General features: G+C 36.0%; 26 protein-coding genes. 13 read left to right on the forward strand and 13 right to left on the reverse strand.

Annotated elements, in window-relative coordinates:
• The first annotated feature begins 307 nt into the window (after window positions 1-307).
• Entirely contained in the window at window positions 308-2,158 is a 1,851-nt protein-coding gene (gene asnB, locus WAK64_RS05430) for an asparagine synthase (glutamine-hydrolyzing) (RefSeq protein ID WP_336585926.1), read from the forward strand.
• Window positions 2,159-2,310: 152 nt separating this feature from the next.
• On the opposite strand, the gene WAK64_RS05435 is transcribed toward asnB, so the two are convergent.
• The 3 genes from WAK64_RS05435 to WAK64_RS05445 form a co-directional block, all read right to left on the reverse strand.
• Entirely contained in the window at window positions 2,311-3,081 is a 771-nt protein-coding gene (locus WAK64_RS05435; protein ID WP_336585927.1) for a carbon-nitrogen hydrolase family protein, read from the reverse strand.
• 435 nt (window positions 3,082-3,516) lie between these two features.
• A complete protein-coding gene (locus tag WAK64_RS05440; RefSeq protein WP_336585928.1) occupies window positions 3,517-4,893 on the reverse strand; it encodes an ammonium transporter in 1,377 nt (458 codons plus the stop codon).
• A 13-nt stretch (window positions 4,894-4,906) separates the two neighbouring features.
• The gene (locus WAK64_RS05445) at window positions 4,907-5,248 is read right to left on the reverse strand and encodes a P-II family nitrogen regulator (RefSeq protein ID WP_336585929.1); all 342 of its coding nucleotides are present in this window, start codon (window positions 5,246-5,248) and stop codon (window positions 4,907-4,909) included.
• 233 nt (window positions 5,249-5,481) lie between these two features.
• Between WAK64_RS05445 and WAK64_RS05450 the strand changes: the two genes are divergently transcribed.
• Window positions 5,482-6,195 (forward strand): nucleotidyltransferase domain-containing protein, encoded by a 714-nt coding sequence (locus WAK64_RS05450; RefSeq protein WP_336585930.1) that lies wholly within the window; start codon window positions 5,482-5,484, stop codon window positions 6,193-6,195.
• Between the two features lie 143 nt (window positions 6,196-6,338).
• On the opposite strand, the gene WAK64_RS05455 is transcribed toward WAK64_RS05450, so the two are convergent.
• Window positions 6,339-8,123 carry an alpha-glycosidase gene (locus WAK64_RS05455; protein WP_336585931.1) on the reverse strand — a complete coding sequence of 595 codons (1,785 nt, stop codon included), beginning with the start codon at window positions 8,121-8,123 and terminating at the stop codon, window positions 6,339-6,341.
• Between the two features lie 329 nt (window positions 8,124-8,452).
• Between WAK64_RS05455 and WAK64_RS05460 the strand changes: the two genes are divergently transcribed.
• A complete protein-coding gene (locus WAK64_RS05460) occupies window positions 8,453-9,967 on the forward strand; it encodes an alpha-amylase family glycosyl hydrolase (protein WP_336585932.1) in 1,515 nt (504 codons plus the stop codon).
• Between the two features lie 256 nt (window positions 9,968-10,223).
• The gene (locus tag WAK64_RS05465) at window positions 10,224-12,014 is read left to right on the forward strand and encodes a S9 family peptidase (RefSeq protein WP_336585933.1); all 1,791 of its coding nucleotides are present in this window, start codon (window positions 10,224-10,226) and stop codon (window positions 12,012-12,014) included.
• A gap of 151 nt (window positions 12,015-12,165) precedes the next feature.
• Here WAK64_RS05465 and WAK64_RS05470 read toward each other — a convergent pair whose 3' ends face one another.
• From WAK64_RS05470 to WAK64_RS05480, 3 genes are all read right to left on the reverse strand, one after another.
• Window positions 12,166-13,035 carry an SDR family oxidoreductase gene (locus WAK64_RS05470; RefSeq protein ID WP_336585934.1) on the reverse strand — a complete coding sequence of 290 codons (870 nt, stop codon included), beginning with the start codon at window positions 13,033-13,035 and terminating at the stop codon, window positions 12,166-12,168.
• A gap of 186 nt (window positions 13,036-13,221) precedes the next feature.
• Window positions 13,222-13,353, reverse strand: a complete 132-nt coding sequence (locus tag WAK64_RS05475) for a DUF3941 domain-containing protein (RefSeq protein WP_336585935.1) — start codon at window positions 13,351-13,353, stop codon at window positions 13,222-13,224.
• A gap of 58 nt (window positions 13,354-13,411) precedes the next feature.
• The gene (locus WAK64_RS05480; RefSeq protein ID WP_336585936.1) at window positions 13,412-14,266 is read right to left on the reverse strand and encodes a DegV family protein; all 855 of its coding nucleotides are present in this window, start codon (window positions 14,264-14,266) and stop codon (window positions 13,412-13,414) included.
• A gap of 231 nt (window positions 14,267-14,497) precedes the next feature.
• Between WAK64_RS05480 and WAK64_RS05485 the strand changes: the two genes are divergently transcribed.
• Window positions 14,498-15,250 carry a BsuPI-related putative proteinase inhibitor gene (locus WAK64_RS05485; RefSeq protein WP_336585937.1) on the forward strand — a complete coding sequence of 251 codons (753 nt, stop codon included), beginning with the start codon at window positions 14,498-14,500 and terminating at the stop codon, window positions 15,248-15,250.
• Window positions 15,251-15,283: 33 nt separating this feature from the next.
• Here the strand turns inward: WAK64_RS05485 and WAK64_RS05490 are convergent, their stop codons facing one another.
• The 3 genes from WAK64_RS05490 to WAK64_RS05500 form a co-directional block, all read right to left on the reverse strand.
• Complete coding sequence (locus WAK64_RS05490) at window positions 15,284-15,481, reverse strand: DUF3813 domain-containing protein (protein WP_336585938.1); 198 nt, start codon at window positions 15,479-15,481, stop codon at window positions 15,284-15,286.
• A gap of 1 nt (window position 15,482) precedes the next feature.
• Entirely contained in the window at window positions 15,483-15,635 is a 153-nt protein-coding gene (locus WAK64_RS05495) for a hypothetical protein (RefSeq protein WP_336585939.1), read from the reverse strand.
• Between the two features lie 96 nt (window positions 15,636-15,731).
• Entirely contained in the window at window positions 15,732-16,544 is an 813-nt protein-coding gene (locus tag WAK64_RS05500) for a Cof-type HAD-IIB family hydrolase (protein WP_336585940.1), read from the reverse strand.
• A gap of 278 nt (window positions 16,545-16,822) precedes the next feature.
• Between WAK64_RS05500 and WAK64_RS05505 the strand changes: the two genes are divergently transcribed.
• Window positions 16,823-17,131, forward strand: coding sequence for a metal-sulfur cluster assembly factor (locus tag WAK64_RS05505; RefSeq protein ID WP_336585941.1), 309 nt, complete (start codon window positions 16,823-16,825; stop codon window positions 17,129-17,131).
• 95 nt (window positions 17,132-17,226) lie between these two features.
• Here WAK64_RS05505 and WAK64_RS05510 read toward each other — a convergent pair whose 3' ends face one another.
• Together WAK64_RS05510 and WAK64_RS05515 are read right to left on the reverse strand one after the other, a co-directional pair.
• Window positions 17,227-17,919 carry a Crp/Fnr family transcriptional regulator gene (locus WAK64_RS05510; RefSeq protein ID WP_336585942.1) on the reverse strand — a complete coding sequence of 231 codons (693 nt, stop codon included), beginning with the start codon at window positions 17,917-17,919 and terminating at the stop codon, window positions 17,227-17,229.
• Window positions 17,920-17,983: 64 nt separating this feature from the next.
• Window positions 17,984-18,805, reverse strand: a complete 822-nt coding sequence (locus tag WAK64_RS05515) for an undecaprenyl-diphosphate phosphatase (RefSeq protein WP_336585943.1) — start codon at window positions 18,803-18,805, stop codon at window positions 17,984-17,986.
• Window positions 18,806-18,978: 173 nt separating this feature from the next.
• Between WAK64_RS05515 and WAK64_RS05520 the strand changes: the two genes are divergently transcribed.
• A complete protein-coding gene (locus WAK64_RS05520; RefSeq protein WP_336585944.1) occupies window positions 18,979-19,158 on the forward strand; it encodes a YjzC family protein in 180 nt (59 codons plus the stop codon).
• 204 nt (window positions 19,159-19,362) lie between these two features.
• On the opposite strand, the gene WAK64_RS05525 is transcribed toward WAK64_RS05520, so the two are convergent.
• Complete coding sequence (locus WAK64_RS05525; RefSeq protein WP_336585945.1) at window positions 19,363-19,545, reverse strand: YjzD family protein; 183 nt, start codon at window positions 19,543-19,545, stop codon at window positions 19,363-19,365.
• Between the two features lie 207 nt (window positions 19,546-19,752).
• Here WAK64_RS05525 and WAK64_RS05530 point away from each other — a divergent pair, with 207 nt between their 5' ends.
• From WAK64_RS05530 to WAK64_RS05555, 6 genes are all read left to right on the forward strand, one after another.
• Window positions 19,753-20,496, forward strand: a complete 744-nt coding sequence (locus WAK64_RS05530; protein WP_336585946.1) for a hydrolase — start codon at window positions 19,753-19,755, stop codon at window positions 20,494-20,496.
• Window positions 20,497-20,527: 31 nt separating this feature from the next.
• Window positions 20,528-21,280 carry a hypothetical protein gene (locus WAK64_RS05535; RefSeq protein ID WP_336585947.1) on the forward strand — a complete coding sequence of 251 codons (753 nt, stop codon included), beginning with the start codon at window positions 20,528-20,530 and terminating at the stop codon, window positions 21,278-21,280.
• A gap of 299 nt (window positions 21,281-21,579) precedes the next feature.
• Window positions 21,580-21,771 carry a ComZ family protein gene (locus tag WAK64_RS05540; protein WP_336585948.1) on the forward strand — a complete coding sequence of 64 codons (192 nt, stop codon included), beginning with the start codon at window positions 21,580-21,582 and terminating at the stop codon, window positions 21,769-21,771.
• A 257-nt stretch (window positions 21,772-22,028) separates the two neighbouring features.
• Window positions 22,029-22,964, forward strand: coding sequence for a beta-ketoacyl-ACP synthase III (locus tag WAK64_RS05545; protein ID WP_336585949.1), 936 nt, complete (start codon window positions 22,029-22,031; stop codon window positions 22,962-22,964).
• Between the two features lie 60 nt (window positions 22,965-23,024).
• Window positions 23,025-24,269 (forward strand): beta-ketoacyl-ACP synthase II, encoded by a 1,245-nt coding sequence (fabF, locus tag WAK64_RS05550; protein WP_336586017.1) that lies wholly within the window; start codon window positions 23,025-23,027, stop codon window positions 24,267-24,269.
• 126 nt (window positions 24,270-24,395) lie between these two features.
• Complete coding sequence (locus WAK64_RS05555) at window positions 24,396-25,160, forward strand: DUF2268 domain-containing putative Zn-dependent protease (protein ID WP_336585950.1); 765 nt, start codon at window positions 24,396-24,398, stop codon at window positions 25,158-25,160.
• The last annotated feature ends 119 nt before the right edge of the window (window positions 25,161-25,279 follow it).

The raw sequence follows: 25,279 nt of genomic DNA on the forward strand, positions 1-25,279 counted from the left end.
TCCTGTTTGTCACTTTCGTTATCTGTTTGCTCAATTTGATGGTCTTTCATACCAAAAAAGCTAAAACGGTGAAAATGTATCGTTCTTTTATTTGAACGTATTGCCTCATTGTGATTATGTGCCACAGTTTTGTGAAAGCATAAGAAGAACTTTCAACTCGTTTGTATATGAAAAAACTTCTCCTTATTAAATTAGCTAAAACCACTATAAAGTTTCGCCTATTGTGAGTTAACTATTTTTCTTCCTAAGCATAAAATAATCATGTATTTGAAAAAGCCCACTTTCTAATAAGAAAGGATGATAACTCATGTGTGGCATAGCAGGCTGGATTGATTATAAACAAAATGTGATTGCCGAAAGCAGATGGTTAAAAATAATGACAGAAACATTAAATAAACGGGGACCTGACGATTCAAACATATGGTTGGACCGACATGTTGGCTTCGGCCATAAGCGTTTAATTGTTGTAGATCCAATTGGTGGGGTTCAGCCTATGACAAAAATCAAAGGAGAAAATTCATTTACCATATGTTACAATGGAGAACTTTATAATACAGAAGACTTACGCAAAGTTCTCCATACTAAAGGATATTCGTTTAACGGTCATTCTGATACAGAAGTCCTGTTAACAGCTTACATTGAGTGGCGTGAGCGATGTGTAGAGCATCTTAATGGGATTTTCGCTTTTGCTGTGTGGGATAGTGAGAAGGAGGAAGTGTTTATCGGTCGAGATAGAATGGGGGTAAAACCGCTGTTCTTTATCGAAAAAAGCGGAAGCCTCCTCTTTGCATCTGAGATTAAAGCCTTATTAGCCCATAAAGATGTGAAAACGGAAATTGATCGAGAAGGTTTAGCTGAAATATTAGGGTTAGGTCCTTCCAGGTCTCCGGGAAATGGCGTGTTTAAAGGAATAGAAGAATTACGTCCCGCACACGCATTAATATTTTCAAAAAACGGAAAAAAAATATGGAGGTATTGGAATGTAAAAAGCGCAAATCATCAACATTCTTTTCAAGAGACCGTCGATCAAGTACGTTTTTTAGTGACGGATAGTATCACAAGGCAGCTTGTGTCAGATGTACCCCTTTGTACCTTTTTATCGGGAGGGGTAGATTCTAGTGCAATAACTGCCATTGCAGCGAATAGCTACAAAGAGAACGGGAAAGGGCCGTTAACCACGTATTCAATTGATTATGAGGGGAATGATCAATTTTTTAAAGCAAACAGCTTTCAACCGAATGCAGATGGGGCATGGATAAAGCTGATGAGTGAGACGGTGGGAACTTCTCACCATAATTGTGTTATCACACAACAACAGTTAAGAGATAACCTTGTTGAGGCGGTTCATGTTCGAGATTTACCGGGAATGGCGGATGTCGATTCTTCCCTATTGTGGTTTTGTAGAGAAATTAAAAAGGATTTTGTCGTAGGATTATCCGGAGAATGTGCAGATGAAATTTTTGGAGGCTACCCGTGGTTCCATAGACAAGATGATTTTAATAGAGCTGGTTTTCCGTGGATGAGGTCAACAGAAGAAAGGCAAAAGCTCTTAAAGGATAACTGGAGCAAAAGGTTGAATTTACAAGAGTACGTTCAATTAAAATACCAAGAAACTGTGAATGAAACACCTCGCTTAGAAGGAGAAACTCCTTTGGAAGCTAGGCGGCGCGAGCTTTTCTATTTAAACATGCTATGGTTTATGACAACGTTATTAGATCGTAAAGATCGAATGAGTATGGGAGCAAGCCTGGAGGTACGTGTTCCATTTGCTGATCATCGGCTTGTTGAATATGTGTGGAATGTTCCATGGGAGATGAAGATGCATGATGGGCGGGAAAAAGGAATTTTACGCAAAGCGTTAGAAGGTACCTTACCAAATGAAGTATTGTATCGAAAGAAAAGCCCATACCCGAAAACACATCATCCTGAATACACTCAATTAGTGACGGCGTGGCTTAAAGATATTTTGAGTGATCGAAACAGTGTTCTGCATGAGCTATTTGATAAACAGAGATTGGGGCATATTGTAGAGTCAGAAGGGAATTCTTTTCAAGTTCCTTGGTTTGGTCAATTAATGACAGGACCGCAGCTTTTAGCACATTTAGCACAAATTCACGTATGGTTTCATGATTATAATATCAATATTATTGAAAGCTAACGAGGGCTAAAGTGCATCCATTAACTAAATGGAAACAAAAAAGGGGGAATGTACATAATCCCCCCTTTTTTTACAAATCGTATCATGAATGAATGGATAAATGAAAAATAGATGAAGGTAAAACACTAGTCATCGCAAGTTACTATCTTCTATCATTCCATTAAATCGTTTAATAATTCCGGTTTAAAGCGTTTGGCTAGTAGCCGAGTGGCTTTTTCTGTGTCAATATCATATACGAGTAGCTCTTCGACATTGCTCTTCCCTTCGATTAGTCGTTCACCTGAGGGAGAGATTAAAGAAGTGCAGCTTCCTTGATTTTCAATTGCATAATTAACGCTAGCAAAAAATATATTATTTTCTAAGCTTCTGCACACCATCGCATTGTTAAAGAAGTGAGGGTTAGTGACATTTCCTGTGAATTGAGGATGGAAGACGATACTCGCTCCTTGAATGGCTGCCCATCTAACCGTCTCTGGATATCTTATCCCTTCGTGGCAAATGACGATACCGAATGTGACATTATTGATTTCAAATAAACGTCGCCCATCCCCAGGTACATAGCCGAAGGAATCTTCATCAGGATCGATCTGATTTTTTGTTTGATACCCTAAAATTTCTCCAAATTGATTAATAACAAAAGCTACTAGGTGATATCCTAGATCATCCTTCCATTCCATTGGTAAAATGACAGCAATCTTTGCTTGCTTTGCTAATGCACAAATTTCATTTATGGCTCCAGCTTGAAAATGATGGTCATATTTATCAACTTTATACCCTACCCCTCGAAGGCCAGGGATGATCGATTCTGGGAAGCAAATAAGCTCACAATGTTGCTTATGAGCCTGAATAATCATCTCTCTCACCGTATTTACTCCCATTGTTGCTGTTTTGGGGAACTTAGTTTGCGCTAATCCGATTCTCATTGTATCTCCTCCTACAACATATTTAAATATGTATTTATTCGTGTTCTAGAAAATAACACTTCTAACAAATGGCTATTCCTAGCAGCTAGATTTGGAAGACGGATATTGTTTAATTGTAAATGGTCTGTCTTTAAAGCCAACACAATTTAAAAGCGTTATTTTCTTAGAATTTCTTAGCTTTTCTTCAAGTGTAAGGGGGAAGCCTGTATGTATTAAGTGTCATAGATGATAAATATATAGGTTGCTGTTTCCATAGATAGTTCATAAATAATATTGATACATACCTAAACCATAAATATTCGCTCAATCTCTTCTATATCCTTCTTTGTCATTAGAGAAATAAGGGCTTATTTGTTTTCGATGAATTTGTAGAAGGGGTGTTAGGGGGAGATTGAAAAAAACACTCACGTCGATCGTGAGTGCTTTTTCAATCTTTTAATGCAATGTCTTATTGACAGTCTCAGAGCTTCCTAAGCCGTTTAATCGTTCAACTAAATCCTTTCCAAAAGGTGCAGTTGGTGTTGACTTTGAATCGAATATTGTTTCATTCAACTCATAGGCACTTGAACCATGTTCAGCAAAATCAAGACCAGCTATTTCTTCCTCATGTGAAACGCGGATTCCGAAGGCTTTTTTGAGAATATACACTAAACCACCAGATGTTAGGACGGTCCAGCCAATGACAGAGAGTACGCCTGTCAGTTGAACTAAAAGGAGTGATGCGCCTCCTCCATAAAACAATCCACTTGAAACATCAAATAATCCAACTGCAAGAGTTCCCCAAATTCCACAAATTCCATGTACAGCAATGGCTCCCACGGGATCATCTATTTTTGCTTTTACATCGATAAAACGAACGGCTTCAACTAAAATGATTCCAGCCACTAACCCAATAATGATCGAACCAAAAATCGAGACGTTAGCACATCCAGCTGTAATCCCAACTAAACCACCTAATGCACCGTTCAATGTTAGAGATGCGTCGATACGATTAAATCGTATTTGAGTATAAAACGCAGAGGAGATTATCGCTCCCGAAGCAGCTAGAAGAGTAGTGGTAATGACGTGTGGGACAAGTGATGGATCCGCTACTAAGGAGCTTCCTCCATTAAAGCCAAACCATCCGAACCATAAGATGAAAACACCTAATGCGCCAATAGGGATATTATGTCCAGGAATGGCATTGACTCCCTTTTCGGAATATTTTCCAATTCGCGCTCCTAGAAAGAAAACAGTAGTCAACGCTGCAGCTGCCCCTGTTAAGTGAACGACGGAAGAGCCAGCAAAATCAACAAAACCAAGTTTTGATAGCCATCCGCCTCCCCAAATCCAATGGCCAACAACGGGATATATGATACCTGTCATAATAATAGTTAGCAATAAATAGCTTTGTAGTTTCATCCGTTCAGCTACAGCACCGGAAATAATCGTTGCACAAGTGGCTGCAAATACTGCTTGAAATAAGAAGAATCCAATGTTTTCAACATTAGCTAAAATGAAACCGTCTGTGCCAATTACACCATTGAATGAAGTTCCAAACATAATGCCATAACCAATTAAAAAATATAAAACAGATGCAATGGCGACAGTTAAAAAGTTTTTCATTAAGATGTTTAGCGTATTTTTGCTTCGGGTAAACCCTGCTTCAACCATTGCAAACCCTGCATGCATGAAGAAAACTAAAATAGCAGCGATCATCACCCATATCGTATCCACAGATGCTTGGACCGTTTCGATAGTAGGGGATGCAGCAAAAGTAGGAGCAGAAATTAGCATAAAAATGGAAAATAAAAATATCATTTTTCTTTTCATTGTATATTCCTCCTTATAATACGGCTTCTCGTCCACGTTCACCAGAACGAATACGAATTACATCTTCAACAGGGTAGATAAAGATTTTTCCATCTCCAACCGTATTGGTTGAACAGTGAGACATAATTACATCAATAATTTCATCAAGCTTTTCTTCTTCAACAATCATTTCAACTTTTACCTTTGGGACCAATTGTATTTCAAAGGTCGTTCCGCGAAAAATTCCTTGTTTTCCTTTTTGTTTCCCACATCCTGCCGCTTCTGAAACGGTCAACCCACTAATTCCAACTGCAGATAACCCTTCCCTCAAATGTTGAAAGGCTTCTGGACGAATAATTGCTTCAATCTTTTTCACAGGATACCCTCCTTATGTTAGTTTTATTAACATTAACTTGTTATAATTATTATCATATTCAGAAATTACTAAAAGTTCAAGTGTTTTTTATTATAAAAACGCTTTCATGTTAGAAAAAGTGACATTTATTTATTTTTTTATAATTTAAACAGGTAATTGACTTGTTATTTAGAAAGGATATAGTAATTATTAAGATTGATGAACGATGTAAAAGTTGTAAAGGAGAATTAGAATTGAATAGATTAAAACCAACAGAAGCAGCAGCAAAGATTATTAATAAATACTTTTTTCAATGTGATGGGGCGATTCTCGCCGGAAGCGTTGTAAGGAATGAGGCAACATCAACTTCAGATCTAGATATCGTTGTTTTTGATGCAAATGTTCCTAACGCTTATCGGGAATCTCTAATCGATTTTAATTGGCCAATAGAAGTGTTTGTACATAACTTCACTTCATATAAAAAATTTTTTCAAAGTGATGTTGAGAGAGCGAGACCTTCTTTACCGAGGATGGTTTCGGAAGGGGTTATTATAAAGGGAGAGGGAACGGTTAAAGAAATCAAAAGAGAGGCAGAAGAAATCCTTACACTTGGCCCAGAGGCATGGACTGAAGAAATGATCGATTTAAAGCGGTATTTTATAACAGATGAGTTGGATAATTTTATTGGTACATCTAACAGGAAAGAAGCTCTTTTTATTGCAAATTCCTTAGCTGAAAAACTTCATGAGTTTATGTTGAGAGTAAATGGACAGTGGGTTGGGTCTTCTAAGTGGATTGTTAAATCTTTAACTCAATACGACCCCAAAATAGCGGATGATTTTATTGAAGCATTCGACAGCTTTTATCGAAATGATCAGAAGGAGAAGGTGATTAAGTTAGTAGACGACTTCTTGACTCCTTACGGTGGTCGCTTATTTGATGGCTTTTCAATAGGGAAAGACTCATAAGCATTCCGTAAAAAGCAGGGAATGAATAAGAAAAGAGGACGTTTGGAAACCTCCTCTTTTTAAATGGTTATTGCATGTTCTAGCTTATTTAATTTAAGGTCAAAGAAAAGACATACATGTTTTATTTCAATCTTTTTTCTGCTTTATTTACTGAGGGGGTGGTTCAGCAATGATATGAAAAGGAAACAGAAACCATAAGGGTCTAAAGTAGCAACCAATGTATCAGAGTTAGCAGCATATTCTTTGTTATTCCAAATATCATGAATGACTTTTCCATGTAAGTTGAGTGGAATGGTATAGTTTGTTTTTGTTCCTCGTGTATTTAATAAAATTAATATAATATCATTATCCTTACTTCTCGTATAGGCTACGACATCTTTGTTTTCTTCCACTTGAATGAAACGGAAGGTTCCTTCGTTAGCAAGCAATGTATATTCTTTTCTAAGGCCTAATAACTTTTGGATATGCTTGAACAAATCTTGATCTTGTTTTTCTTTCTCCCATATCATACATTTACGGCATTCTGGGTCTTGAGTGCCTGTAAGTCCTATTTCATCTCCATAAAAGATGCAAGGTGTGCCAGTAAAAGTCAGCAATAGGTTAAAAATTTGCTTTAAACGAGCTGTATCTTCACTACATTCTGTTAAAATACGAACAGTATCATGACTTCCTACAAGATTAAAGGAAACTTCATTTATAGGACTAGGATACATATGGGTTACATGGGTCATCTTTTCAATAAATTGATTGGCATCAATGGTTTGCTTTGCAAAAAGGCTTATAACATTATTAGTAAATGGATAATTCATGACTGCATCAAATTGATCTCCTCTTAGCCATGGCATCGAATCATGCCATATTTCTCCTAAAAGAAATAAATCGGACTTTATCGCTCGAACCTCTTTACGGAACTCTCTCCAAAAATGATGGTCTACTTCGTTTGCGACATCTAATCTCCAGCCATCAATGTTAAACTCCTTTACCCAATACCGTCCTACGTTTAATAAATATTCCTTTACTAAGGGGTTTGCCGTGTTTAATTTAGGCATGTCCGCAACAAAACCGAAAGTATCATAGTTTGGATGAGGTTGAGTTTGAATTGGGAATTCTTTTATATGGAACCAATCTTTATAAGGGGAGTTTTCTTGATGTTTTAACACATGCTGAAATTTTGAGAAATAAAACCCGCAGTGATTAAATACTGCATCAAGCATGACTTTTATTCCGTTCTCATGACATGCTTTCACCAGTTCTTTCATTTCTTCTTTTGTTCCAAGTTGTGGGTCAATTTCAAAATAATCAATAGTATCATATTTATGATTAGAGTGTGCTTTGAAAATCGGAGTTAAATATATCCCGCTAATTCCTAGTTCCTTTAAATAGGGTATATTTTTTGAAATACCATTTAAATCGCCACCGAAAAAATTTGTCGTTGTTGGATTTGTACTTCCCCACGGTAACGTACCTTCAGGATCGTTAAATCTGTTGCCATTAGCAAAACGTTCGGGGAAGATTTGATACCAAACAGTATCTTTTACCCATTTCGGTGCATTAAAAACACTTGAAGGATGAATAAAGGGAAAACAGAAATAATAGGCTACATCTGTCCAGCGATTATCACCAAATCCTTTATCACCTAGATATAACTTGCTTTGATTGTCTTCTAGAAGAAAGCCGTAACGTAAGCGGCGATATGGCGGTGTGACAACAGCTAACCAATAATCTGCTAATTCATCAGAGCCGGTTTTCGACATGGGCATCTCAGCGTGCACCCAGTTATTTTCTTTGACTTCAAAAGGATCACCGTATAGTAAAGTTATGTTTTTTAAATCATTCTTTTTGGTACGAATTCTTATATGTAGCTTATCAATACTGTAAGCGTATGCATAATTATCTGTAGGGCGGTGGTAAATGGACGCTCTATCCATAGAAGAAACCTCCTTTTAAAAGTCAATGATTTATTATGATTATGGCGAAAATGTTAAATTGATAAGCATCAATTGTAGATAAACCTAGAAAACCTCTTGTGAAAAGGAAGAATGGAAGTATAATAAAAGTATTGTTTATATACTATCGTCTCGTTGGTCATCAAAATATTATATTCTTTTTGTAATAATTTCTAATAAGTTGAGACGCTCAACTCACTTTTAGTTGTTCCCATTATGATATGATTCTAGAAGTGCTTTGTATCTAGATTGACGGCTGGCGATACAAAAGGTTAATCTATAACAAAATAGTCGAATAAGGAGGAGCGGAGATGAAAAGAATATATTGCATTCTTTTAATCCCGTTTCTTCTTTTTTATGCTCTCCCAACTGGAGCAGCTGAAAAAGAAGAACGAAAATGGCAAGATGAAACAATGTATTATGTTATGGTAGATCGCTTTTTAAACGGAGACAATACGAACGATTATGAAGTAAACATTAAAGATTTGAACGCATACCAAGGCGGAGATTTTAAAGGTGTTTTGAGTCAACTTGACTATATAAAAGACATGGGGTTTACTTCAATTGGCATTTCACCTGTTTTTGACAATGATGAGGGTGGATATCACGGTTACTGGGTGACAGACTTTTATAATACAGAAGAACATTTTGGAACATTAGATGACTTTAAACAATTAGTCGAGGAAGCCCATAAAAGAGATTTAAAGGTTGTTTTAGATTTTGTTGTTAATAGTGTTGGTCCAAATCATTCATGGTTTTCTGCCCCTGAAAAGAGCGATTGGATTCGTGGTGAAGAGTTGGTCGCTAACGAAAAAGATAATCTAAATAACTTAAATACTGAAAATCCAGAAGTGCAAGCGTATATATTGGATGCTGCGAAATGGTGGATTGAACAAACGGATATTGATGGATATCGCCTGGACGCAATACAGCAGGTCACTCCGGCTTTTTGGGAAGAGTTTTCGCGAGAAGTAAAGTCAGTTAAAGATAATTTTTATTTACTAGGAGAGATTGACAATACTGACCCTAGTAGTATTGGAAAATATACCGATATGGGAATCGATGGTTTTCTTGATTATCCTCAAAGCGAAGAACTTCGAAATGTATTTAAAACATACGATATTTCTACGGATGAATTACCTAATTTTTGGGAAGTGAATCAGGAAAATTATCGTGATCCATACGTAATGGGGACGTTTATTGATAATAAAGATATGTCTCGGTTTACAATGTTTGCAGCAGATGAAAATCAATTTCCACCAACTCGATGGAAACAGGCGTTTACTTATATGTACACCGTCCCTGGGATTCCTATCAGCTATTATGGGTCTGAAATAGCCCTTAATGGTGGAGAATCACCTGAAAATCGTAAAATAATGAATTTTAAAACCGAAAAAGAACTTATCGATCATATTTCCCTATTAGGAGAGTTACGACAGAAACTTCCAGCACTTACTAGAGGAAGTATTGAAACCATTTCTAGTAATGAGGGTATGCTTGTTTATAAGCGTCAATACCAAGATGAAACGATTATTGTTGCAATCAATGATAGTAGTGAAACGAAATCGGTAAAAGTTGATGCCAATCTCTTTGAAGAAGGCAAAGAGTTACGAGGGTTACTTGCTGGTGATATCGTAAAAAATGATAAAGGTGAATTTGACATCGTTTTAGATAGAGAAACGTCTGAAATTTATGCTGTTGCCGATGAAAGAGGATTAAATATGGGTTTAATTTTGTCCTTAGTAACGGTATATGTTTTATTTATACTTTTTATTTACTTTGTCCGCAAGAAAAGTAAAGAAAATAAACAGCGGGATAAGGAATAACCTATCCCACTCATTGTTCCAACAGGGGTAATTTATAAGAATGAAAAGACTGTAAACTGAATAGAATTTTAGTTGTAAAGAACATCAAATGTGAAATACATCCAATACGTATGGAGTATATATCATGTTTGGTGTTTTTTATATTAATTAACTTAGAAATGACTGTTTATATAGAGAAAAGGAGCTTTTAATAAAGTAGTAATTCAATCTAGTTTATTTCTTCTATATGAAATAAAAAATGAGAGGGGAATGGATAATGATAATGTTTCCTAAGCCTGATCCAGAATCATTTTTTTTAACGGTTAGAATTGGTGATTTTGCTGTAAGCCACGATGAAGATCAACTAATCTATTCAACTAACTTAAATGGAAAATTCAACATTTGGGGAATGGATTTACCTAATCACTCTCCCTATCAAATGACAAGTATTAATCAATATTGTCATCACCTATCTTTTGAAAAAGAAGGAAGGTTTATATTAACAAGTTTTGATCAAGACGGTGATGAAAATAGTCAAATTTATGCTTTATCCAGAAATGGGGGGGCGTTAGTACCACTTTGTAGTGAGAAAAGCGCACGCCATTTAGCACCAATTTTATCAAATGATGGAGAAAGAGTTTACTATACTTCAAATAAGAAAAATAAATCTTACTTATCAAGTTTTGTTTATCATATTTCTACGAAAGAAGATCAATTATTGCTAGATGGAGAGCATACTACGACTTATTTAACAGCAGTAAGTCCAGATGAATCTCATTTTGTTTATTTAAAACAGTTTTCAAGTACAAATATTAATTTTTTTCTCCATTCCAATGATGAAAAATTCACAATCCTACCAAAAACAGAGCAGGAATATACAGTTGGAGATGTGATATTTACTAGCAATCAGACAATGTATTTTACAACTAATTTTGATGCGGATGTATCATACTTGATGAAATACAATCTGAAGCGAAAGCAATATTCTAAAATCGCCCATATAGAAGGCTATGAAATGAAGCATCTGCAATGGGAAGAAAAGTCTAATCGCTTGTATGTTTATGGTTCAAGTGGAGTCAGAAGTCGTGTCTTCCAGTTAGATCTCGATGAGGAAGAGATAAATGAAGTCGTTATTCCAGTCACTTCTATTACTAAGTTTTTAGTAGGAAATAGAGGTAATTGTTATATTTTAGGAAGTACAGACACTCGTCCAGATAATATATATATGCTCCCAAAAGAAGGAACTGAATGGAAAGAGATTACGAATCATCAAGTGATAGGAGCATCAAGAAAAATTTTTGTTGAATCTGAGGTCGTACATTATCCATCTTTTGATGGTTTAATGATTGAAGGGTTGTATTATCGTTCGAAAAGTGAGGTTGAGAATGGTTATACGATAGTTTGGCCTCATGGTGGTCCGCAATTTCATGAGCAACAGCAGTTTAAATCATTTATTCAATTGGCCACCTCAAAAGGATACAATTTTTTTCAGCCTAACTTTCGAGGGTCAACAGGGTATGGTCTCTCCTTTTCGAAAATGGTCGAAAAGGATTGGGGGTACGGCCCCCGTTTGGATATCGTACACGGAATTGAATGGTTAGCTGCATCGGGGAGATCCGATTTAAATAAAATATTTTTATTAGGTGCAAGTTACGGAGGGTATATGTCTTTATTGTTACACGGACGTCATCCTGAATATTTTCAAGCAATTGTGGATATATGCGGACCGAGCAATTTATTTTCATTTATCAATAGTGTTCCAGACTTTTGGAAACCTTTCTTGGAATCAATGATTGGGCACCCTGAAAAAGACAAAGAAAAGTTGATTGAAGATTCACCCATTACTTATTTAAAGTCGATGAAAAAGCCTATGTTAATTATACAAGGTGCAAACGATCCAAGTGTTGTGAAAGAAGAGTCAGATCAAATTGTGGAAAGATTGTGGGAGTATGGGAGAGAAGTTGAATACATCATTCTAGAAGATGAAGGCCATGGTATCAATAAAAAAGCGAATGAAATCAAAGTATTTAAGAGAATCTTTGATTTTTTTCAAGAGAATCAGAAATGATAATAAAAATGTGGGTGGCAGTTGATTCCAATAGCCATTTATTGAGAATAAGGTTAAACGGAAAATAATATCCAAGATTTAATAAATTGTTTTATAGGAGCCCCTTCTTGAGGCTCCTTTTATTTTATGTTTATTTGATCAGATATTTTGGTCATGTATTTAAAAAGGCACCGCCATTTACGTGTATCATTTGTCCGCTTACATAACTCGAATCTTCACTAGCAAGATACACAAAAGCTGGAGCTAATTCATACGGTTGACCTGCGCGTCCCATTGGCGTGTTTGAACCAAAGGTTCTTACCTCCTCAGCAGTAAAAGTAGAAGGGATTAGTGGCGTCCATATTGGACCTGGAGCAACTCCATTAACGCGTATTCCTTGACTAGCTAAAGATTCAGAAAGTGAACGAGTGTAGCTAACAATGGCCCCTTTCGTTGAAGCATAATCAATCAATGTTTTATGTCCTTTGTAAGCGGTGATGGATGCTGAATTGATTATTGTAGAACCTTGCGTTAGATGGGGAAGAGCGGCTTTAGATAAATAAAACATGGAAAAAATATTCGTTCGAAATGTACGTTCAAGCTGCTCACTTGTGATATCTAATAGACTATTTTGAGGATGCTGTTCTGCGGCATTATTCACTAATATATTAAGCTGCCCTAATTCATTAATCGTTTTATTAATGACATCTTTACAAAATGTTTCGCTCCCAATATCTCCGCTAAGAAGGACACATTTCCGTCCTTCTTTCTCTACAAGTATTTTTGTTTCATGAGCATCTTCGTGTTCTTCTAAATAGACGATGGCCACATCTGCGCCTTCTTTTGCAAAATAAATAGCAACAGATTTTCCAATACCGCTATCACCACCTGATATCAGCGCAACTTTATTTTGTAATTTTCCACTGCCTTTATAATTTGGGTCAACATACTTTGGTTGTGGATTCATTTCTTTTTCCGTTCCAGGCTGATGGTTTTGATGTTGTGGAGGAAAGGTTTGGTGCTGGCTTTGATTATTAGCCAAATGAATCACTCCTTAATCTTGGATTTCGAAGTACATCACTTCATAATAAATAGTCTTTACCTATTAGTTCTGAACTATTAAGAAGAAAACCAGAGTGTTTGATCCCTTAAGGAAATGAAAAAGAACTAGTCAACATACCTAGTTCTTCTTAGTGTATAAATGGTCCTTTACTTTTATTAGCCTTGATTAGAGGTGATCCGTTTTTTTAGAATACTGTCGTTTCCCTGCTTTTTGATTTTTATCTTTTTGCATGTTCTGTTCATGTCTAAAAGCTTGTTTATCTTGAGCTTTTTTATCGTTGTCTGAAGTATGAGGCATTTCGTTTTACTCCTTTCACTTTTAATAGTAGTTTTCCGTAGAAGGCAGATAGTATGTATTAGCGTTTATTTAAGAAAAAAATAGCGAGTGTTCCAGGGCCGGCGTGTGCACCAACAGCACTTCCAATCAAATTGATATAAAAATCCTTCGTGCCAAATTTTTCTTGAATGAGTTGTTTCATCTCCATAGCTAGTTCAAGATCATCTCCGTGGCTAATACCAACAACCTGATTTTCAAGCGTATCGCCACGTTCTCCCATTAGTGTTAAAAGTCGATGGAGTAATTTCTTTCTCCCGCGTAGCTTCTCAATAGGGACAAGCTTCCCATCTTCTACGTGAAGCAAGGGCTTGATATTAAGTAGACCTCCAACAAAAGCGGAGGCTTTACTAACACGACCTCCTTTTGCCATATAATCTAAGTCTTCTACAGTAAATAAGTGTTCCATATGACTAACTCGGTCATTTATTATGGAAAGGATTTCGTTCTTTGATGCCCCTTTTGCGATCAACTCTGCTGCTTCTTTGACAACTAATCCATATCCTAGTGATGCGCATTTTGAATCGACAATGGTTAAGTCAAGGTGTGGGTAGTTTTCTTTTACTTGTTCCTTTACCATTACAGCTGTTTGGTAAGTTCCAGATAATTCTGATGAAAAGGCTATATAAATACCGCTTTCCTTTTTCTCGGCAATTGTAGTGAACAGTTTTTCTAGCATAGCTGGAGATGCTTGAGAGGTTATGGGCCTTTTTCCATTTCGAATGGCTTCATAAACCTTCTGTGGGTTAATCGTAATGAGATCTTCATATTCTGTATCATCAATATGTACACGAAGTGGTATTAACTCGGTGAATTCTTTTTCAAAAAAATGTAACGGTAAGTCAGAGCCACTGTCGGCTAATAATTTGATTGTCATAATGACACCTTCTTTATTCTTATTTGTATATCTATAGAAAAGCGAATAACTTTTGATACTAGTGTAGCGATTTTGAACGAAAATAACAAAGTTTTTTTCGTTCAAATTACGGTAGTACTCTAGATATTACAACGATTATAGAGAGAAAAAAACGATATAGCTCCATATAGACTAAGATAAGGAAACAAGCCAATACTAAAAGAGGATATATTTAATTAGGAGTGAATCCCCTTGAAGAATAAATGGCTCTGTTTCTTTTTTTGTATAAGCTTCATTTTGGTTAACAGTATAAATGTCAGGGCAGTTAGTGGTCAAAAAGTGGTGTGGAAAGTCGAGCCGACTGTAGTGGGAGATGAAGTCAAAATTAACCTTTCCTTGCATAACAATAGTAGTCGTGAAGTATTGTTTCAATTTGCAACAAACAAAATGTATGATTATGTGATCTTGCATGATGGAAAGCGTGAGGTATATCGATATAGTTTAAATAAGAAGTTTTCTAAGTCGGATCATACATTAAAAATTATGCCAGGTCAAACAAAAGTATGGACAAGCATTTGGAAGAATGAAACACCGGTACATTCAGGCTTGTACAAAATTAAAGCTCGGTTTCTTCCTACGAAAACAGATCCGAACATTGTGTTTGAAAAAATAGCTGATAATCAGTTTATTTTAAGCAATGGCAATGAAGTTTTTCGAAATATTAAAATTAAACAGTTGGAAAAAGGAAAGTATAGAGTAAAAGGTGAAGCAAGGACGAGAGAAGGGAGTTTTTATTACTCCGTAGACGATGGTCACCATGAATTGATGGGTGAAACGTTAGTTAAAGTTAATAAAAAGGAGCCTAATTGGTCAAAATTCTCCTTTAATTTGACAGTTAAAAATTTAAAACATACGAACAAACATATATTAACGTTATATGAACGAAATCAAAACGATGGAACTTTTCTTCATCAATATTCCATCTTGTTAAAAAAGGATCAATAAAAATAGAAGCCCCTTTTGAAGGGGCTTCTATTTTTATTGAAGCTGTTGAAGTTCTGTCTGCATTTGACGTAGTTGTGCCTGTTCATGCACATTGCTATTTGCAAAAGCACTTGATAGAGCATTTTTAGCCTTTGCGATATAAGCTTGTTTTTCCTCAGCATTGCCTGATTCACACGCTTGTACAGCTTGTTGGACAAAGTCACGTGCTTGTACAAACAATGGGTTTGTCATACTAAATCCCCCCTAAAGAGGAATCTTTTACGTTTTGCAATTTTTGTGCTTCTGCTTCTGCTAAGGTTAGATGATAGGGAATACGGTCATCATGTTTGGAAACCGTATTTTTTCCTTGTTGAATAAATCGCTTTGACTTATTGCTTTTTCCCAATACAAACACCCCTTCTTGGCTTCTAGGTGAAGAAAACTCACCCATTCATAGTATTTGCGAAAAGAAAAGAATTAACGGACATAATAATTGGAAGTTTTAATTGAGTAAAAAACGTTTTTCCAAATAAACACCGATTCCATCTTCTTCATTAGATAAAGTTACTTCATTAGCCAAGTCTTTTAATGGGGGAATTGCATTTCCCATCGCAACCCCTGTTCCAGCATATTCAATCATTTCTATATCATTGTCTTCATCTCCAAAAGCAATGATGTTTTCTCGAGGTATGCCAAGCCTTTTGGCTACAATTTCAATTCCTATTGCTTTGTTTAATCCTTTTTTGACAATTTCAATGACATGCCAAGGAGCTGCCCAGCGTCGATGGTCAATAACTTCAGCATGAACCTTACTTAAATGTTTACGTATCATCGGTACAATGCTCTCTTCTGCGTGTATGAGGAGGGAGGTGGGATGGTCCGTTAATATCTTTTTTAAATCTCCCGTTGCAATCGTAGGATTACCAAAGCTAAAAATGTCAATTAGACGTTCATCATGATAATGAAAATACACTTCGTCCATTATCTCAGCAATAATGTTATGAAAAGAGAATTCCTTGCAAGCTTCCACAATTTCTAATGCTACGTCAAGGTCCATCGGTTCATGAAACATTCCCCAGCTATTATCTAACGGGTGGTGAACAAATGCACCGTTGAAATTAACAATGGGTGAAGTTAAACCCAATTCATTATAATACGTTTCACTAGCACGATATGGTCTCCCTGTCGCAATCATGACTTCGTGACCTTGTTTCATTAATGTATGTAAAACATTCTTCGTCTTGGTAGATATTTTTTTATCATCAGTAAGTAATGTTCCGTCTAAATCGAGGACAATTAAGTGTTTTTCTGTCATTATTTTCGCTCCTTATGTATATTTGTTTTCTATAGTGTATATGTTTGATTGAAAAAATGTCTACCTGTTAGTCTTAACTTGCAAAAAAATAAGGTGTTTTTTTACTTAGTGAACCTGTAAGTAGGAACAGAGGGAAATATATTTTCTGTCTTAAGGAAACATCTACTTAAACTATAGAAAATACGATTCGTTAGTTAATTTCAATAAAAAATACAAGTCATGTAATTTTGATAGGCGCCACTAATTTGATATGATAAAGAAGAAAGGGAGTGATTATAATGGATCAAGAAATGAAAGATAGTATGATGGGTGCATTAGAACAAGTGGTGGATCCTGAATTAGGTATAGATATAGTGAACTTAGGGTTAGTTTATGATGTTTCACTTGACGAATCAGGACAAGCGAAAGTGACGATGACATTAACATCAATGGGATGTCCACTTGCAGGTACGATTGTAGATCAAGTAAAAGTAGCACTAAGTGAATTACCTGAGGTAAAAGAATCGGAAGTAGATATCGTTTGGAGTCCACCTTGGAGTCGTGATATGATGTCACGTTACGCGAAAATCGCTTTAGGTATACGATAAAAACAAAGGGGCAAACCAATAAGTCGATTTTTTGACGATTGGTCAGCCCCTTTTTGGACTTTTAATAAGTAGTGTGTTTTGTTTTCGCAAAGAGATTAATCGATTCGACATATCTCAATGGGGCAATCTTCACAGTCAATTTCATTTTTTAAATGAGACAGCTGGTGAATGGTTATGATTCCTTTTTCAAAGGATATAACCTTGTCTCTTTTTAAATCATTGAGCATCCGATTTACTACTTCCCTTGAAGTACCACAGAAATTAGCCAATTCTTGATTAGTTAACGAAAGTTCAATGACAATACCTTTTGGAGTTAAGGTACCGTAGCTATTGGAAAGTCGTATTAATGTAGAATAAAGGGCCCCTTTTTTACCATGTAATATTAGGTCCCGAAATTTCGTTTGATTTTTTTGGTTTTGTAGTTGCACATATTTTAGCCATTCCAAAGTTAGATGAGGTGTGGAGCTCAATTTATCTTCAAAAATTACTTTATTTATGGCCAGGACTTCTACATTCTCAATACATTTTGCATTCAGCATATAAGAAGAGGAAGAACAAAATAGCGATAAATCTCCAATTACATCACCAGGAGCTGCAATTTTAATTGACAACTCTTTGCCATCAGGAATGACTTTGCTTATTTGGACTTTACCTTTAAGAATATAATATAACTCAGATGCAACCATTCCCTCTTGATAAAGGTAGGTTCCTTTATCGAGTATCTTTTTATTATTTGTAGCTTCAAATAATTGCTTTAATTCTGCAGAAATTTTCATAGGCGTTTGCATAGTGTTCACACCCTTACGATTTAATCAACTCTATTTAATTATAGCATAGATAAGAATAAAATTTTTAAGTTAAAGTTAGTACGAGTGTTCCTACAATGAAACAATAAATAGCAAAGTATTTTAAGTTCCCTTTCGCCATGATATTCATAAACCATTTCAAGGAAAAGTAGGAGGCGATGAGTGAACCGAAAAAGGCTAGAGAATAGGGAATCGCTAAGCTCAAGATGGATTCGTCCGCTACTAAATCACCGATGGATTTCAACGTTACCCCTAAACTAATAGGGATGTACAATAGGAATGAATAACGAAGTGCCGTTTCTTGCTTCATTCCTCGTCCCATTGCTGCAACAATCGTTGCTCCTGAACGGCTTATTCCAGGTATTAACGCAACGGCTTGGGCTAATCCGACAATGATAGCATCCTTCATTGATAATTCTCCGTCGCTTTTTTTTCCTTTCAAATTGCGAATCAACCATAGAGCAATCCCAGTGACAAGTAAGGCAATGGCTACAACTTTAATATTGTTTGCAAGTTGCCCTTCGATAAAATCACCAAAAACAACTCCAATTACTCCGGCAGGAATGGTTCCAATGATTAAGTAAATAATAAAGTTAAAATCAGCCTTTGCAGCATTGTCTCGGGTTGAGAGATAGCTGACACCGTTTTTGATGAGGCGAAGTAAATCTTCACGATATATAATTAAAACAGCGAGAAGGGATGCTGTATTAACGAGAATATCGAAGGTTAACCCATTATACTCAATGCTGAAATATTCCTTTGCGATTTGAAGATGCCCACTAGATGAAATGGGAATGGGTTCTGTAAATCCTTGAAAAATACCTAATAGTAAATATTTGAGTAATTCACCTAAATTATCTGTAATCATGAATATCCTCCGTCATTTTTGTTCACATCTTATAATTTAACATGATGAAGCAATGATGTGTAAAGTAGTTTTTCTAGGCTTTAAAGTAAGAGTAGTAAATTTCATCCGTATGAAACAACCGTTTACGACGAATAGTAATAGTAAATCTAGGTACAAAGGAAGGAGGAAGTAAAATGGGGCAACCGCGACATTTTCGTGGAGGAGACAAAGCACCGAATAATGGTATTTACATTGAGATTGGTGAAACTGGAAGTAATGTGAAGAATCCCAAAAAAATAAAGTTGAAGTCTGGTGATCGTTTCCCGGAAAATTCAAATCATAATCGCCATTGGACTTATTTACCAAAATTTTAATGGAAGGGTGATCATCGAACAATCCTTTCGGCAATCCCTTTTATTCGTCCATTTAAGACGTGAAAAATATTTTCGTCGCTTACTTAATTATGTATGTGGAGTTAAAATAGCCCATTTAGTAATTCTAACTAAATCTCTTTTATATGAAGTAAATTATAAAAAGCTCATCACTTGGATGAGCTTTTTATGGTTATATCAAAGAGATTAATGTTCCTCCACGGAGTCATTAGGGATGACAGCGGATACAACAAATAGTAACAATGTCGTTATAACGGCTAGAATTGCTGCTGCTTCCGGATTGAACTCTATACCATTCATTGAACTAACGACATATGAGAGCATCTCAACTAATAATAGTGTCCAAAAGAAAGTCCAAAAATATCTCACTACTCTCACCTCACCTTTTATGTAAACATAACATATCTCGTATTTACATGTTTCATCATACCATAGCTTTATGTAATAATAAATATTTTTCCGTATCTAATCACGAAACATATAGGAGCTTTTTACTCTATTTTGGGCGAATGACATTTCCTCGTTCTAACAATTACATACAATAATATGACTTAGTACGTAAAAGGAGAATTATAAATGAGGGAGCGGAGATTTCAAATCGAAAACGAATGGTGCATGGTGCATTACCCTGAAAAACCGAACGGATTTGCTGTGATGATTTTAGGGGACTTTAATCACTATGTTGATGAGATCAGTAGCTTTTGGATGCAACATGAAACAAGAAAAAAAATAATCGAGGAATTAAATGCAAATGGTTATTTAGTATGCTATTCAAATCTTTATGGATGTCATTGGGGACATGAAAAGGCGGTTCGTTTAGCCAAAAGAGTATATCACTACATTATCAGAAATGAAATTCTCAATGATCGAATTCACATTTTAGCGGACGGGATGGGAGCTTTAGTGGCCGAGAAGCTCGTTCCATTGCTAAATGAAAAAATACGGTCGATGGTTCTTTATTCTCCATGTATCTCCATACCGATGCATTTAGAACATGAACATGAGCAGAAGTTTTTTTATAAAAAAATCCTTCATGAACTTGCTAAAGTATATGAAAAAAGTGTGGAAGAATGTGAAAGGGAGTTTAATATTGCTGATACAGAGGCCTACTTTATTGCAAAAACGGATATTCCCATTTGTATAATTCAGTGGATTGGTTCCAACCGTTATAAATCTCAATTTCATCTCATAAAAGATATATATGTAGAAAGAATGGGGAATTCAAGACGAGTGGAACTTAATTACTTAGTTCCTGAGAAAAATAGAACCGTTAGCAATAAACTTATTTTATTTTATCGAAAAGAAGAAAAAATTCTTTAGTTTTTATGAAATGGAAAGGGAGATGCTTTTATTGAATAGAGTCATTGTGTTTGCTGCCCAGCAATTTTTAGGGTTTGAGCTTTGCAAAAGTTTATTAGAGTATGGATATGAAGTAGAAGGGTTTGATGAGGGAGAGCAAGGGGAGAAATGGCTTGAAATTGGTCGTAATGCTAATGTAAATTACGCTGCTTATCCCTTTCAACAAAAAGAAGAGAAAATAACTCATATGGTATTTCCATATTTTGATTATGAGGAAGGTCATCACGAAAGTTTAACAAAAGAAATCAAAGGCATTGAGCCTATGGAAGACATCCATTTTCACTTCCTGTTTTCTACTCATATGCTAAGCAAACGTTATAAGGAGGAACACATTGATTTAACTAAAGTGATTGAAAAATTAAACATAAAGAATAAAACTTCAATTATATATTTACCTACTGTTTATGGCCCTAGTCAACCAGCAAACTACCTGTATGCCTCAATATTAAATAATAATCACGAAGAAATAAGCATCGAAGGTTTACGGGATGATCCAGAGGATGTGTTATTTGTAAGGGATGTGGCTAATACATTCGTCCATCAATTGGATAAGGAAGGGGTATATCTGTATGTGTCAAATAAAGAAAAGGAGTGGGAACGGGGAATTAGCGAACTAACTGACATTGATGTTCAATTATCTCCTCTTAACTTTATTCGGTCATACGTTCAGCAAAAGGAGGTAATTCCGTCATCTATTTCAATAAAAGAAGGACTTAGGCTACAGGAAAAATCATATCAGGATTGATAGTAGCTTTTTTATAAAAAAGACATTTCAATCCTGATTTTACATACTGTTTAAAACGAATGTTCAAAAAGCACCTGTTATAATGATAGAATTTAATGGTATCTTCAGTAAAGGGTGAGAAAGTAGCTTCTTTTGTGTAAAAGTATCGGTTAAGTATTCAATAAGTAGAGTGGTGATTCTTCTTTTCTTAAACCAATGAATAGGCTATAATATTGACATAATTAGTTAATATAGCTTTAAATGTTCTAGTTAGACTAAACATTCAAATAGCGAGTAGGGATTGGAGGAATTGAGTAATAATGAATGATGATAAAACCATGCAGTTTATGCAAATTGCAATGAAGCATTTTCCTGAAGCGAAAACGAAAATGGATGAAGCAGGAATAGAGTTTTCAATGGATATGCTTCAACCTTTTATGACGCTTTTCAATCAAATAATGTCAGAAGCGTATGAACTCGGAAAGCAAGAGGCAAAAAAAGAAATGAATTAAGCTAAACCGCTCTGATTTGGGCGGTTTTTTTGTGAAAAAATAAGTTAGTAGAGCTAGAAAGCAACCATCAGCAAATGGATGCAACATACACCAAGGAATATAGATAGACTTTTAGCCTAAACATAATCAATGAGGAGAAAGCAGTTGCCAAATTGATTTTTTTTCGATAAAATTAGTACCAAGTCATAATAATAAATAATATAAATAGATAATAGGTTTTGCAATAAAGGTAATGATAAAATGGAAGGGGTATTGATATGAACGCAGGTATAATAGGTATTGGGAAATATGTCCCTGAAAAAGTTGTCACTAACCACGATCTTGAGAAAATAATGGATACGACAGATGAGTGGATTAGAACAAGGACGGGAATTGAAGAACGAAGAATAGCGCCTGATCATATGGATACGTCAGACTTGGCTTATGAAGCTGCAAAAGTAGCAATTGAAAACGCATCGATTCATCCAGAGGAGATTGATCTCATTCTTGTTGCTACGGTAACACCAGATCAACCTTTTCCTTCAGTTGGGTGCATGCTACAAGAGAAGTTAGGTGCGAAAAATGCAGCAGCGATGGACATAAGCGCAGCCTGTGCAGGTTTTATGTACGGAATGATTACAGCGAAACAATTTATTGAAAATAATGCTTATAAACATATCCTAATAGTAGGAGTAGAAAAACTTTCAAAAATTATGAATTGGGAAGACCGAAATACAGCAGTCTTATTTGGAGATGGTGCTGGGGCAGCAGTGATGGGACCTGTTTCAAAAGATAGGGGAATTCTTTCATTTGAATTAGGGTCAGACGGTTCAGGTGGAAAGCATCTTTATCAGGAGAAGGACATCATTCAAATGAATGGACGCGAAGTTTTCAAATTTGCTGTTCGCCAAATGGGAGAATCAAGTATAGCGGTGTTAGATAAAGCTGGATTAACAAAGGAAGATGTAGACTTTTTAATTCCTCATCAAGCAAATATACGAATTATGGAATCAGCACGACAACGGTTAGAGTTACCTGAAGAAAAAATGTCTAAAACCGTTCATAAATATGGAAACACATCTGCTGCTTCGATTCCAATCTCAATTGTGGATGAAGTAGAAGCTGGAAAAATTAATGATGATGATGTTATTGTTATGGTTGGATTTGGTGGTGGCCTTACATGGGGAGCTATCGTGATGAAATGGGGAAAATAATCACATAATTTTTAATAAACAAGTTTTCTTAAAGTAAAAAAAGGAGATGGACATAACATGATGAAAAAAAGACGAGTGGTCGTAACGGGTGTCGGTGCCGTGACACCTTTAGGGAATGATGCGGAAACTACATGGGAAAATATTAAGGAAGGAAAATCAGGACTTGATGTTATGACAAGATTAAATCCTGATGATTTTCCAGCAAAGGTAGTCGGTGAGGTAAAAGAATTTAATCCAGAAAAATGGCTAGAGCGAAAAGAAGCAAGAAAGATGGATCGTTTTACGCAATACGCTGTAGCAGCTTCCTTAATGGCTGTAAAGAATGCACAATTGACTATTAATGATGAAAATGCTCATCGAGTAGGTGTGTGGATAGGCTCCGGTATTGGCGGTATGGAAACCTTCGAAAAACAATATGAAGTTTTCCAGAAACGAGGATATCGACGTGTAAGTCCGTTCTTTGTCCCAATGATGATTCCGGATATGGCAGCTGGACAGGTGTCTATTACTCTTGGAGCAAAAGGAATGAACTCCTGTACAGTAACCGCTTGTGCAACAGGAACCAATTCCATTGGGGACGCATTTAAAGTTATAGAGCGTGGAGATGCTGACGTAATGGTTGCAGGTGGAACGGAAGCGCCAATCACGTCAATGTCTATGGCTGGTTTTAGCTCAAACACGGCTTTATCGACTAACCCAGACCCAAAAACAGCTAGTCGACCATTTGATGCGAATCGAGATGGCTTCGTGATGGGTGAAGGAGCGGGTGTGCTCGTTCTAGAAGATTTAGAACATGCCCTTAATCGAGGAGCAAATATTTTGGCTGAGATTGTAGGGTATGGCTCAACGGCTGATGCCTATCATATCACTTCACCATCTCCAGAAGGAGAAGGCGGAGCGAGAGCTATGAAGCTTGCGATAGAAGATGGTAACCTTTCACCAACTGATATTGATTATATTAATGCTCATGGTACAAGCACAGACTATAATGATAAATTTGAAACGATGGCAATAAAATCTGTTTTTGGAGAGCATGCCAATAAGTTAGCGATTAGCTCTACTAAATCGATGACTGGTCATTTATTAGGGGCAGCTGGTGGAGTGGAAGCAATATTCACCGTTCTAGCATTAAAGGAAGGAATCTTGCCACCAACTATAAATTATGAAACGCCAGATCCAGAATGTGACCTTGACTATGTTACAAATAAGGCGCGAAAACAGGAAATAAACGCGGCCATGAGTAATTCATTAGGTTTTGGTGGACACAATGCAACAATCGTATTTACTAAATATGATAATGAATAAATGCTGAAGGAGCTCTGATGTGAGCTCCTTTTTTGTATTGTTTTCAGTTCAAAGTAGGAATACAAGATAACGGACCTTTTAACTCTTTCGTTCATATGATGAGGAGAGGGAAGGAGGGTTACGACCTTGTCGGTTATTCCTACAAACAAACTGTTAAAAAAACATGGAGAATCCCCTGAGAAATTACTAGCCTCATGTGGAGTTAATAAAGATGAAGCGAGAAGTTTATATACGTACTTAAAGGGATTTGGAATGTATAGTCGAACGACAGGAATTTTAGATACTGTTGATGAATTAATTGAAAAAGAATATTGGACACACCTCGAAAAGATTGAAAAGAAATATAAGAAGAAATGGAGAGGTCCAAATGTGCCCATAATGATCTTTCCTTTGGATCAAAGAAGAGAGGGGAAGATGTCTGGAGTATCATTTAAGGATAAAATATTTTTATTTTTAACTCCGTCCGTGTCGAGAAAAAAGCTGGAAGCTTTATTTATTCATGAATATCATCATTGTGTCAGAATGAATAAGCTCTTGAAAGTGAACAAAGAATTCACATTGCTGGATTCGATTGTATTTGAGGGTTTAGCAGAATCAGCAGTTAAGGAGTATTGTGGTGAAGAATACATTGCTGATTGGTGCAAAAAATATAAACAGCCACATTTACAAAGAATGTGGAACACGTCAATTAAACCTAACCTTGATGCCAAAAAAGGAGAGAGAGTCCATGAGAGCTTATTATTTGGAAAAGGGTTTGCGCCAAGAATGATGGGATATGCGGTGGGCTATTACCTTATACAACAATGGTTGGCAGACCATCCAGCTTCCACGGTTAAAATGCTTTCCTTACCTTCAGAAACGTTTATACTAAAAGAAGAAGAAAAGAGTTAAAGGGGTTAAAAAAGACGAGGGAAGGAACCGAATATCCTTCCTCGTTTGTGTAAAGAAGCTCTAAACGTATACGTAATTTTATCATAATTTTTTTTTCTATACATATGATGAACTAGAGC

Origin of the sequence: Bacillus spongiae, from assembly GCF_037120725.1 — a bacterium.
In the GTDB taxonomy this organism is placed as follows: Bacteria; Bacillota; Bacilli; order Bacillales; family Bacillaceae_K; genus Bacillus_CI; species Bacillus_CI spongiae.